This is a genomic window from Stenotrophomonas sp. STEN035, assembly GCF_056759935.1.
Genome location: NZ_JBRRDY010000002.1, coordinates 109,579 through 121,937 on the forward strand (window position 1 = coordinate 109,579; position 12,359 = coordinate 121,937).

Below are 12,359 nucleotides of genomic sequence, written 5' to 3' on the forward strand. Positions count from 1 at the left end.
TTCGGCTGTACACTGCGTCGATTGCAGGAAGCAACCAGGGGAAAGACATGAAGTCATTGATTGGCGTTGTGATGTTGGTCGTGGTGTTGGCCGTAGGTGGATCGATCTATCTGCGTGGCGGCAACAAGATCACCGAGTCACAGGTGCGCGCGCTGTACCTGCGCGCTGACAAAGCGCTTGCTGCAGGCGACGACAAGCCGCTATGCGAGATGTTGTCGAAAGACTACGTACAGACCACCGTAACCAAGACCGAAACCCAGCAGGCCGAGCAGCGCTATGACAGGGAGCAGTACTGCGCCTCGTTGGCTGAGAGCATGGGCCAGCTGCGCCAGTTCCGTGAGGCCTTCGGTGGCCGCATGCCGCTGCGTTACGAGCAGAAGGTAAACAGCATCAGCATTGCCAGCGATGGTCGTTCGGCCGAAGTTGAGGTTTCGGCCATTGTTGAAATGGCGGGTGTCCGCATGGTCAGCCGCGGCCGCGACACCGTAGAGCGCAGTCGCTGGCGAACCTATTTGACCGGCAGTCGTGCGATTACCCACGTCGGCAGGATGTAATCGCGCGCTGCGCGCTTGTGCGCCGGGCCGCTGAAGCGTTAGCGTGCGTGCATGAATACGACTCCGACCCGTTTGCTGATCCATGGCGCCTCCGGGCGCATGGGCCAAGCCCTGCTGCGCCTTGCGGCAGAAGATTCCTCGTTGCAGGTGGTTGCTGCGGTGGTGCGCAAGCCGCCAATCCAGCGCGTGATTGACGGCATTCCGCATTTTGCGGCCAGTGAGCTGTCCGGCGCGCCTGCATTTGATGTGGCGATCGACTTCAGTTTGCCGGAGGGTTTTGACCCGGTGCTGGCGCTGTGCGTGGAGCGCGGCGTTGGCTTGGTGTCGGGCACGACCGGGATCAGCGAGCAGCAGCAGGCTGCCCTGGCAGCTGCTGCGAACAAGATTCCTCTGGTCTGGGCGACCAACTTCAGCCTCGGCGTGGCCGTGCTGGCCGAGCTGGTGGAGCGGGCGGCGGCGGCCCTGCCAGGCTGGGACTGCGACATTGTCGAATCGCACCATGTGCACAAGAAGGACGCACCCTCCGGCACCGCGTTGACGTTGGGGGAATCGGCCCAGCATGGTGGCGCCGAGCCGCGCTACGCCAGCCTGCGCGCCGGGGACATCATCGGCGAGCATTTCGTCCAGTTCACCGGGCTGGGCGAGCGGGTGGAGCTGGTGCACCGGGCTACCAACCGCGACATTTTTGCGCGTGGCGCACTGCATGCGGCCAAGCAACTGTGCCAACGCAGCCCGGGGCAATACCGGGTGCGGGATCTGGTCGGGATGTCCGAGCAGGCCTGAAATAGCTGAATGCGGAACACATTCCCTCCGGAATGTGGCTTTTGTAACCACTGAACAGCTGAAGGAAGGCGCACGGGGCGCTGGCGTTGGTGCCCCCTTGCCTTTACAATTCCGGCTCGCCGAAACACGTTAGCCGGACCGGTTCCCAGACCGCCGTCCGCGCTTTTTTGCAACCGGTTTTTGACCGTGAACGCAGGCGTGGCTTCGGAGTCCCCCGGTAGCCAAAGTGAGATTCCCGTGACCCAAGCCGCAATTCTCGTGCTCGAAGACGGCACCGTATTCGAGGGCGAATCCGTAGGCGCGCCCGGCCTATCCGTGGGTGAGGTGGTGTTCAACACCGCCATGACCGGTTACCAGGAGATGCTGACCGATCCGTCCTACGCCCGGCAGATGATCACCCTGACGTACCCGCATATCGGCAACACCGGTATGAACGACCAGGACGATGAAGCCTCCAAGGTATGGGCATCGGGCCTGATCGTGCGCGATGTGCCGCGCCGCCCGAGCAGCTGGCGTAACCAGGTGTCGCTGCAGGATTGGTTGATTCAGCGCGGCGTGGTTGCCATCTCCGGCATCGACACCCGCAAGCTGACCCGCATCCTGCGTGAGAAGGGCGCCCAGAATGGCGCGCTGATGGCCGGCGGCGACATCGATGTCGAGAAGGCACTGGAGGCTGCCCGCAAGTTCCCAGGCCTGAAGGGCATGGATCTGGCCAAGGTGGTCAGCACCGACAAGTCTTATGGCTGGACCGACGGCCAGCTGGACCTGGACAGCAACGAGTTCGTGCGCGCCGAACCGAAGTTCAAGGTTGTGGCCTATGACTTTGGCGTCAAGACCAACATCCTGCGCATGCTGGCCGAGCGCGGCTGCGAGCTGACCGTGGTGCCGGCACAGACCTCCGCCGCCGAAGTGCTGGCTCTCAAGCCGGACGGCGTGTTCCTGTCCAACGGCCCGGGCGACCCGGAGCCCTGCGATTACGCCATCAGCGCGATCAAGACCTTCGTCGAGCAGAAGATCCCGACCTTCGGTATCTGCCTGGGCCACCAGCTGCTGGGCCTGGCTGCCGGCGCCAAGACCATGAAGATGGGCCACGGCCACCACGGTGCCAACCACCCGGTGCAGGACATCGACGACGGCCGGGTGATGATCACCTCGCAGAACCATGGCTTCGCCATCGACGAGAGCGTGCTGCCGGCCAATGTGCGGGTCACCCATCGCTCGCTGTTCGACCAGACCATCCAGGGCATCGCATTGACCGACGCACCGGCATTCTCCTTCCAGGGCCACCCGGAAGCCTCGCCGGGTCCGCGTGACGTGGCACCGTTGTTCGACCGCTTCATCACCCTGATGGAAGGGGCCAAGGCGTGAGCAAGGCGCGCTGGCTGATGTTGCCGGCGCTGCTGGCCACCTCGGTGGCCAGCGCGGCGCCAGTGACCGCGCAGGAGATCCGCGATCTGCTGCCGCTGACCGGTTTCGAGCGCATGGGCAATGACGCGGCCACTTCCATGTTGGCCAATGTCACGCTCTTCCAGCAGATTCCGGCGGCAAAACGCGAGTGCATGGCCACGCCGATCGGCGAGGTGCTGAATGAAGCGCTGGTGGACCGCCTGGTCGCCAATATTGGCAATGACGGACAGCAGCACCTCAAGCGCTGGCAGACGTTCTACACGAGCCAGGGCGGCAAGCGCATGGTCGCTACCCAGCGCCAGATGATGTATGGCACCGCCTTGCCTGCCGAGTTCGAGGGTGAGCCCAGTGAGCTGGAGCGCAAACAGGTGGGCGAGTTCATGGCCAGCGGCTCCTATGAAGCATTGGGTGCCGTGCTTGCGGAGCTGGGCGACATGCCCGATGGCCTGCCGCTGCGCATGAGCGAGCGCATCCAGAGCCAATGCGGTGTCACGATTGATCCAGAAGAGTTTTCCTGATCGACAGCGTGCGATCACTTCCCCCAGACACGCTGTACTGACTTAGAGAAGAAAATGCCAAAGCGCACCGACCTAAAAACCATCCTGATCATCGGCGCCGGCCCGATCGTCATCGGCCAAGCCTGTGAGTTCGACTACTCCGGCGCGCAGGCGTGCAAGGCGCTGCGCGACGAGGGTTACCGCGTGGTGTTGGTGAACTCCAACCCGGCCACGATCATGACCGACCCGGAGATGGCCGATGCCGTCTACATCGAGCCGATCAACTGGCAGACGGTGGCGAAGATCATCGAGAAGGAGCGCCCCGACGCGCTGCTGCCGACCATGGGCGGCCAGACCGCGCTGAACTGCGCGCTGGACCTGGCTGACAACGGCGTGCTGGAGAAGTACAACGTCGAACTGATCGGCGCCAAGCGCGAAGCGATCATGATGGCTGAAGACCGCGAGCTGTTCCGCGTGGCGATGGGCGAGATCGGTCTGGAATGCCCGACCGCTGCTGTTGCCCACACGCTGGAAGAAGCACTGGAAATCCAGACCCGCGTTGGCTACCCGACCATTATCCGCCCGTCCTTCACCCTGGGTGGCAGCGGCGGCGGTATCGCCTACAACCGCGAAGAGCTGATCGAGATCGTCAGCCGCGGTCTGGAACTGTCGCCGACCACCGAAGTGCTGGTGGAAGAATCGGTGCTGGGCTGGAAGGAATTCGAGATGGAAGTGGTTCGCGACACCGCGGACAACTGCATCATCGTCTGCTCGATCGAGAACCTCGACCCGATGGGCGTGCACACCGGTGACTCGATCACCGTGGCACCGGCACAGACCCTGACCGACAAGGAATACCAGCGCCTGCGCGATGCCTCCATCGCCGTGCTGCGCAAGATCGGCGTGGATACCGGCGGTTCCAACGTGCAGTTCGGCATCAGCCCGACCACCGGCCGCGTGGTGGTGATCGAGATGAACCCGCGCGTGTCGCGTTCCTCGGCGCTGGCTTCCAAGGCCACCGGCTTCCCGATCGCCAAGGTCGCCGCCAAGCTGGCGGTCGGCTACACCCTGGACGAATTGAAGAACGAAATCACCGGCGGCTTGACCCCGGCCTCGTTCGAGCCGTCCATCGACTACGTCGTCACCAAGATTCCGCGCTTTGCCTTCGAGAAGTTCCCGGCCGCCGACGCTCGCCTGACCACCCAGATGAAGTCGGTGGGCGAGGTGATGGCGATGGGCCGCACCTTCAAGGAATCGCTGCAGAAGGCGCTGCGTGGCCTGGAAACCGGCAAGGTCGGCCTCGACCCGACCGAGCTGGACCTGGGCAACGAAGACGACATCGCCACCATGAAGCGCGAGCTCAAGGCCCCGGGCCCGGAGCGACTGTTCTACGTGGGCGATGCCTTCCGCACAGGCATGAGCGTGGAAGAGATCTACGGCCTGTCGCATATCGACCCGTGGTTCCTCGACCAGATCGAAGAGATCATTGCCGACGAAAAGCAGGTGCATGCCGAAGGCATCGACGCGCTGGATGCTGCGCGCCTGCGCCAGCTCAAGCGCGCCGGTTTTTCCGACGCACGTCTCGCCCAGCTGACCAGCACCAACGAAGCGGCCATCCGTGCGCTGCGTCGTGCCCACAAGGTGCGTCCGGTCTACAAGCGCGTCGACTCCTGCGCCGCCGAGTTCGCCACCGATACGGCCTACCTGTACTCGACCTACGAGGAAGAGTGCGAGGCCGCGCCGAGCAACCGCGACAAGATCATGATTCTTGGCGGTGGCCCGAACCGCATCGGCCAGGGTATCGAGTTCGACTACTGCTGCGTGCATGCCGCGCTCGCCCTGCGCGAGGACGGCTATGAAACCATCATGGTCAACTGCAACCCGGAAACCGTTTCGACCGACTACGACACCTCCGACCGTCTGTACTTTGAGCCGCTGACGCTGGAAGACGTGCTGGAAATCGTCGAGCTCGAAAAGCCCAAGGGCGTGATCGTGCAGTATGGCGGCCAGACCCCACTGAAGCTGGCGCGTGCGCTGGAAGCCAATGGCGTGCCGGTGATCGGCACCTCGCCGGACTCCATTGACCTGGCCGAAGACCGTGAGCGCTTCCAGCAGCTGGTCGAGAAGCTCGGCCTGAAGCAGCCGCCGAACCGCATCGCCCGCAACGACCAGGAAGCCCTGCTGCTGGCCCGCGAAATCGGCTACCCGCTGGTGGTGCGCCCGAGCTACGTGCTCGGCGGCCGTGCGATGGAAATCGTCTACAGCGAAGCCGACCTGGCCCGCTACGTGCGCGACGCGGTCAAGGTATCCAACGATTCGCCGGTGCTGCTGGACCACTTCCTCGATGCAGCGGTCGAAGCCGACGTCGACATTATCTGCGACAAGGACGGCAAGGTCCTGATCGGCGGCGTGATGGAGCACATCGAAGAAGCTGGCGTGCACTCCGGTGACTCGTCCTGCTCGCTGCCGCCGTACTCGCTGTCGGCTGAAACCCAGGCCGAACTGCGTCGCCAGGTCACCGAGCTGGCCAAGGCACTGCAGGTCGTGGGCCTGATGAACACCCAGTTCGCGATCCAGACCGATGCCGATGGCAAGGACGTGATCTACCTGCTGGAAGTCAACCCGCGTGCCTCGCGCACCGTGCCGTTCGTGTCCAAGGCCACCGGCATGGCGCTGGCCAAGATCGCTGCCCGCTGCATGGCTGGCAAGACCTTGGCCGAGCAGGGCGCGACCAAGGAAATCGTGCCGGGCTACTACTCGGTGAAGGAAGCCATCTTCCCGTTCGCCAAGTTCCAGGGCGTCGATCCGATCCTCGGGCCGGAGATGCGCTCCACCGGTGAGGTGATGGGCGTAGGCCGCACCTTCAGCGCCGCGTTTGCACGTGCGCAGGAAGCCGGCAGCATCAAGACCCCGCCGGTCGGCAAGGTCTTCATCTCGGTGCGCGACGCTGACAAGCAGCGCGTGATGCCGGCGGTGCAGGGCCTGGTCGAACGCGGCTACTCGCTGGTGGCTACCCGCGGCACGGCCGCTTGGTTGCAGCAGCACGGTTACACCTGTGACGTGGTCAACAAGGTGGTTGAAGGCCGTCCGCATATCGTGGACAGCATCAAGAATGGCGAGATCGTCTACATCGTCAACACGACCGAAGGCCGTGCTGCGATCAACGACTCGTTCTCGATCCGCCGCGAAGCACTGCAGAACCGCATCACGTACTCCACCACCGTTGCTGGCGCCAAGGCGCTGGTGCAGTCGCTGGAGTTCCGTGGTACCGGTCCGGTGTTGTCGCTGCAGGAACTGCACAAGGAGTTGAATGCATGAGAGCCCCCATCACGATGAAGGGCGCCAAGCGCCTGCGTGAGGAACTGGATCACCTCAAGTCGGAAAAGCGCCCCAAGGTCATCGCCGCCATCGCCGAAGCGCGCGAGCACGGTGACCTGAAGGAAAACGCCGAGTACCACGCCGCACGCGAAGAGCAGGGCTTCATCGAAGGCCGCATCAAGCAGCTGGAAGGTGAGCTGTCGCATTCGGAAGTCATCGACATCAGCAAGCTCAATGCCGGCAGCAAGGTGGTGTTTGGCGCGACTGTGACGCTGGCTGACGTCGAGAGCGACGAAGAAAAGCGTTACCAGATCGTTGGTGACCTGGAAGCGGACATCAAGCTGGGCTTGATCGCCATTTCCTCGCCAGTGGCACGCGCACTGATCGGCAAGAACGAGGGCGACGCCATCGCCATCGATGCGCCGGCTGGCCAGCGCGAGTACGAAATCGTCAGCGTCGAATACCTCGACTGACGATGGCCAAAGCCACACTGCTGCTGCCCGCGCGCAGCCGTTTTCCGGCAGGCGAACTGCCGGCGCAGGTGGCTGCGGCCCTGGGTCGTGCCGAGCGCTCGCTCGGTACGGCCGGTGAATCGGCGCAGCTGCGCCGTCACTTCAGCGTGCAGCCTGCCGACTGGTCGGCTGCTGCGTTGACCCGGCAAACCGATGCCGGCGATGCCGTTGGCGGCTTCTGGCTGCGCGCCGATCCGGCCAATATCGTGCCGGACATGCAGGGCGCGCGACTGATGGCGGCCGCCGAGACGCTGCGCTTGGAACAGGCTGACGTGGACGCCTTGTTGCCAGCGTTGCAGCCTTTGTTTGCCGGCTTCGGTTATCAATTGGATGCGCCGACGCCGTCGCGTTGGTATCTGCGTCTGCCTGCCGACACGCCGCTGCCCGAGTTTGCAGAGCCGGATGTGGTGCTCGGCGATGACTTGTTCTCGCATCTGCCCAACGGTGAGAACGGACGCCGTTGGCGCGCTTTGTTGACCGAAGCGCAGGTGGTCCTGCACCAGCATTCATGGAATGAACAACGCGTGTCCCAAGGCCAGCGTGCGGTCAATTCGCTGTGGTTCTGGGGCGCAGGCAGCCTGCCGACATCGGTACATACCGCGCACGCGCAGGTGCGCAGTCGCGATGCCTTGGTGCAGGGATTGGCCGCGATGGCGGGCGTGCGCCTGGGCGGCGAGCAGAGCGTCGATGCACTGGTCGATCTGCGCCAGCTGCGTTCGCTGCAGCAGCTGGCGCGGGATGCAATCGCCCCCTTGCTCGAAGCGCTCAAGCGTGGCGAACTCAGCGAGTTGCAGCTGGATTTTGAAGACGGCACCGGCTATCGCATCACCCGCGGGCAGCGTTGGCTCCTGTGGAAGAAACCGATCATGACGCTTGCTGATGAGTGACAGTTTGAAGATCGTTCGCCGCGATATGGTTGCGGTCGACGGCTGGAACGATGAAACCCTGCCGCTGCTGCGTCGCATCTATGCCGCACGCGGCGCGACCACGCCCGAGCAGGCACAGCCGCGACTTGCCCAGTTGCACGCGCCCGAGCTGCTGGGCGGGATGCAGGCTGCGGTGCAGTTGTTGGCCGATGCCATCACCAACGACAAACGCATTCTGATTGTTGGTGACTTCGACTGCGATGGTGCGACTGCCTGCGCGGTGGGTGTGCGCGGCCTGCGCATGCTGGGCGCGCGTGATGTGGTGCATGCGGTACCGAACCGGATGCTGCATGGCTACGGCTTGTCGCCATCCTTGGTGGAAGAGCTGGCTGCGTTGAAGCCGGACCTGCTGGTCACGGTCGATCACGGCATCGCCTGCCATGCCGGCGTACGCGCAGCAAAGGCCCTGGGCTGGCAGGTGCTGGTCACCGACCACCACTTGCCCGGCGAGCAGCTGCCGCCTGCTGATGCGATTGTCGACCCGAACGTTGACGGCGACGCATTTCCCAGTAAGGCGCTGGCCGGTGTGGGTGTTATTTTCTACGTGCTGATGGCGCTGCGCCGTCATCTGCGCGAGCAATCGGCATTCGGTACGCAGCCCGAACCTGATCTGCTTACTTTGTTGGACCTGGTCGCGGTCGGCACCGTCGCCGATCTGGTGGCATTGGACGACAACAACCGCGCCCTGGTCTCCGCCGGTCTGCGCCGGCTGCGCGCCGGCAAGGCCATTGTGGGCCTGCAGGCCTTGATCGAGGTCAGCGGCCGCGACCCGCGCCGGCTCAGCGCCAGCGACATCGGTTATGCGGTTGCGCCACGCCTCAATGCGGCAGGGCGCCTGGAAGACATGGCGCTCGGCATCGAGCTGTTGCTGACCGAAGATCCTGCACAGGCGCGGCATATCGCCACGCTGCTGGAAGAGATCAATGCAGAGCGCCGCGCAGTGCAGCAGATCATGACCGACGATGCGGAGCGCGCCGTCGCCCGTGCATTGCTGGATGACGACATGCAACGACCGGTTGCAGCCTGCCTGTTTTATGCCGAGTGGCATCCGGGCGTGGTCGGGCTGGTCGCCTCGAAGATGAAAGATAGGCTGCACCGACCGGTGATCGCCTTTGCACCAGCCGAGCCCGGTGCCGACGCATTGCGTGGCTCGGCGCGTTCGATCAGCGGCTTCCATATCCGTGATGCCTTGGCTGCGATCAACGCCAACCATCCGGGATTGATGGAGAAGTTTGGTGGCCATGCGATGGCTGCCGGGCTGAGTTTGCCTTTGGCAAATCTGGATACGTTCAAGGCGGTGTTCGAACAGCAAGTGCAGCGCAGCTTGGACCCGGCCTTGCTGCAGCAGCAGCTGCTCAGCGACGGCGAGCTGTCGCCTGCTGAACTGGATTTCCAGCACGCCGAAGCGCTGCGTCTTGCCGGCCCGTGGGGGCAGGGATTTGCCGAACCCTTGTTTGACGGTGCTTTTGAAGTGCTCGAATGGCGCGTGCTCAAGGAGCGCCATCTGAAGTTCGTATTGCGTCAGACCGGTACCTCGATGCGAATCAACGCGATCCACTTCAGCGGCTGGACCGGCACCGCACCCGCACAACACGTGCAGATCGCTTACCGCCTGGTGAGTGACGACTACCGCGGCGGCAAGGCCATCCAGCTGATCGTCGAGCACTGCACCTCCGCTTGATCTGAAGTTGTGGCGATGCAGGAAAGAGCTTGAACGCATCACCTGTAGTGCCGATCCATGCTCGGCAGCGGCCTCACCGGTGGCGCCATCACCACACATGGTGTTCCTGCGCGTACTTGTGGCTACAACAGTCCAACATTCTGTGCACGATGACCTGTGTTCGGGAATGATGTGATAGCCGTCAAAAAGTGTTGATGAATGTCCAGACAAGCGCAGAGATCTCAACCTGCAGCGAAGGCTGCTTTGGCGCAATTCAACGTGTCAGAAGCGCGTCGTTGCGTTAGGTTCTTGTGACGACCGGCGTACTCTCCTAATACTTTCCTACGAATTCAGCGTTTGATCGGGTGATTGCCGTGTCAGAAAACTGGCGCGTTTCATAAAGCAATGGCACAGTCGGGTTCTCGATCACGCATGGGACGACGGAACGCCCGATGTTCGCCGAATCACTTTCAGCAGCAGGCGGCTTGCAACGCTTGCATCAAGACCGCCGCCTGGTTCGTGTAGAAACCGCGCTTGCTCCGGATACATTTCTGGTCAAACGTTTTGATGGTAACGAATCAGTTTCCACACCATTTCTATATCACGTCGAGTTGCTTTCCACTCAACCCAGGCTGGAGTTGAAGCAGCTGGTCGGCCAGCCCTTGCGGCTTTTGCTTGGTGATGAGTTCGGTGGCCGCAGTGTGCATGGCTACGTGCGCGAGTTCGCCAGCACCGGCCAGCAGGCGCAATTCAACAGCTACCGCGCCGAAGTCGCGCCTTGGTTCGCATTCCTCGATTACACCAGCAACTGCCGCATCTTCCAGGACAAGAACGTCCTGGAGATCATTGAAGAAGTGTTTGCCGGCTACGAGCAATTGGCCCGCTATCGCTACGATCTCAACGCCGGCAAGCTGCTGCCGCTGTCGTACTGCGTGCAGTACAACGAGTCGGATTTCGCCTTCGTCAGTCGTCTGCTCGAAGACACGGGCCTGTACTACAGCTTCCTGCACGATGACGAAGGACATGAGCTGGTGATCAGCGATGACTCCACGCTCAGCGTGGTGCATGGTGAGCCGGGAAGTATTGCCTATGTCTCCGATCAGGGCACCTTGGGGCGAACCGGCCTCCATCGGTGGGGCGCGCGGCGCAGGGTAGGGCCGAGCGCGCAGACCTTACGCAGCTTCGATTTCAAGCAGCCCAAACAACAGCTCGATGGTAATCAAGGCAACCAGGTGCCGATGGGCTTGTTGCCACCGCTGGAACAGTACCGCTATGACGGCGCCGCGCGCTTCGCCAGCAGTCGTATTGGTGAAGCCTTGGCGGCAGTGCGCAATGAAGAGGTCAGCTGGCCAACCAAACTGTTCGAATGTGCCGGTAATGCGGGTGAACTTGCTGCAGGTGGCTGTTTCAGTCTGGAGCGGCATCCTGACTTCATCGGCCGCGATGCGGTGGACCGCGAGTTCTTCGTTGTGTCGATGCAGCGCGAAGGGCATAACAACTTCGCCAGTGATTTCTCCAGTGCCGAGCTGCCCAGCGTGGAGATGCAGGCGCAGGTCCTGCGGCGACGCATTCCGTTCCGTCCACTGCGACAAACGCCGTGGCCGCGCATGCCCGGGCCGCAGACCGCTACCGTGGTCGGACCGCCTGGCGAAGAGCTGCACGCCGACGCCTTTGGCCGGGTAAAGGTGCAGTTCCATTGGGACAGGAAGCTGGACCGGCGCGAGAACGCCTCCTGCTGGATCCGCAGCTCAAGTCCGTGGGCAGGCGCCGACATGGGCGGAGTATCGCCACCGCGTGTTGGGCAGGAAGTCATTGTTGATTTTCTCGATGGTGATCCTGATCGCCCGATCATCACCGGCCGTGTCTACAACGAACAGAACATGCCGCCGTTCGGTATGGAAGTCAGCGGCCTGAAGTCGAAAACGGTCAAGGGCGGCGGTTGGAACGAAGTCACCATGCACGATGGTGCCGGCGGCGAATTGCTGAACATGCGCGCCCAGCGCGACATGGTCACCACTGTGCTCAATGACCAGACCGCGAGCATCCTCAACAACAAAACCACCAGCGTGACGGTTGACCACGGCATGACCGTAGGCGGCAATCAGACCATCGGCGTTACTGGTAATCGCGGCATCACCGTCACCGGTACCGATACCTCCACTGTCACCGGTACGCGCACAACCGATGTTACCGGTGCCGTGGGTGAGACGTATCACAACGGTCAGACCAAGACGATTGTTGCGGTTGGCTATACCGAAACCATCACCGGTCCGTTCACCACGACCTTGACCGGCAACTACATCAGCCAACGTACCGGAACGTGGAAGCAGACAATCACTTCGACCTCGTGGGAGCAGGTGCAGGGGAAGGTTACCGAGCAGTACCTGGCGGGGCGCGAAACCACCATCACCGGCCTGGACAAGCGTGGGGTCACAGGTGCGGTAGAGGACGCCAACAAGGGCTCGCGCACCATTGGCGTGGAAGGCACGTTTGAGCAGGGTGTCACTGAAACCCACTCGCAATTCTCTACCGGCGACATGACCTTGGCGTCTGCGGCCAAACTGATCGCGGCGGTGGGAGAGTCGTCAGCCATCGAGATCACTGCGGGCGAGATCAAGATCAGCGCCGGTGGTTCGGAGGTGGTGATCAATGCCAGCGGCGTATCGGTCAACGGCAGCGAGATCAAGCTCAACTGCTAAGCA

Annotated in this window: 9 protein-coding genes; all 9 read left to right on the plus strand. The window is 62.7% G+C overall.

Features of this window, described 5'->3' with window-relative positions; translation table 11 throughout:
- Positions 1-47 precede the first annotated feature (47 nt).
- Positions 48-554, plus strand: coding sequence for a hypothetical protein (locus ACVOLL_RS01515; RefSeq protein WP_481511253.1), 507 nt, complete (start codon positions 48-50; stop codon positions 552-554).
- Between the two features lie 51 nt (positions 555-605).
- Entirely contained in the window at positions 606-1,337 is a 732-nt protein-coding gene (gene dapB / locus ACVOLL_RS01520; protein WP_481511254.1) for a 4-hydroxy-tetrahydrodipicolinate reductase, read from the plus strand.
- 237 nt (positions 1,338-1,574) lie between these two features.
- Positions 1,575-2,705 carry a glutamine-hydrolyzing carbamoyl-phosphate synthase small subunit gene (carA, locus tag ACVOLL_RS01525; RefSeq protein WP_481511255.1) on the plus strand — a complete coding sequence of 377 codons (1,131 nt, stop codon included), beginning with the start codon at positions 1,575-1,577 and terminating at the stop codon, positions 2,703-2,705.
- Positions 2,702-3,262: a DUF2059 domain-containing protein gene (locus ACVOLL_RS01530; RefSeq protein WP_481511256.1), complete on the plus strand. Its 561-nt coding sequence runs from the start codon at positions 2,702-2,704 to the stop codon at positions 3,260-3,262. Before carA ends, ACVOLL_RS01530 begins: the two co-directional genes overlap by 4 nt.
- Positions 3,263-3,316: 54 nt before the next feature.
- A complete protein-coding gene (gene carB / locus ACVOLL_RS01535) occupies positions 3,317-6,559 on the plus strand; it encodes a carbamoyl-phosphate synthase large subunit (RefSeq protein ID WP_481511257.1) in 3,243 nt (1,080 codons plus the stop codon).
- Positions 6,560-6,567: 8 nt separating this feature from the next.
- Entirely contained in the window at positions 6,568-7,032 is a 465-nt protein-coding gene (gene greA / locus ACVOLL_RS01540; RefSeq protein WP_481511364.1) for a transcription elongation factor GreA, read from the plus strand.
- Positions 7,033-7,034: 2 nt separating this feature from the next.
- A complete protein-coding gene (locus tag ACVOLL_RS01545) occupies positions 7,035-7,958 on the plus strand; it encodes a phosphoglycerate mutase (RefSeq protein WP_481511258.1) in 924 nt (307 codons plus the stop codon).
- Positions 7,951-9,678, plus strand: coding sequence for a single-stranded-DNA-specific exonuclease RecJ (recJ, locus tag ACVOLL_RS01550; RefSeq protein ID WP_481511259.1), 1,728 nt, complete (start codon positions 7,951-7,953; stop codon positions 9,676-9,678). Before ACVOLL_RS01545 ends, recJ begins: the two co-directional genes overlap by 8 nt.
- Positions 9,679-10,109: 431 nt before the next feature.
- Complete coding sequence (locus ACVOLL_RS01555) at positions 10,110-12,356, plus strand: type VI secretion system Vgr family protein (protein WP_481511260.1); 2,247 nt, start codon at positions 10,110-10,112, stop codon at positions 12,354-12,356.
- The last annotated feature ends 3 nt before the right edge of the window (positions 12,357-12,359 follow it).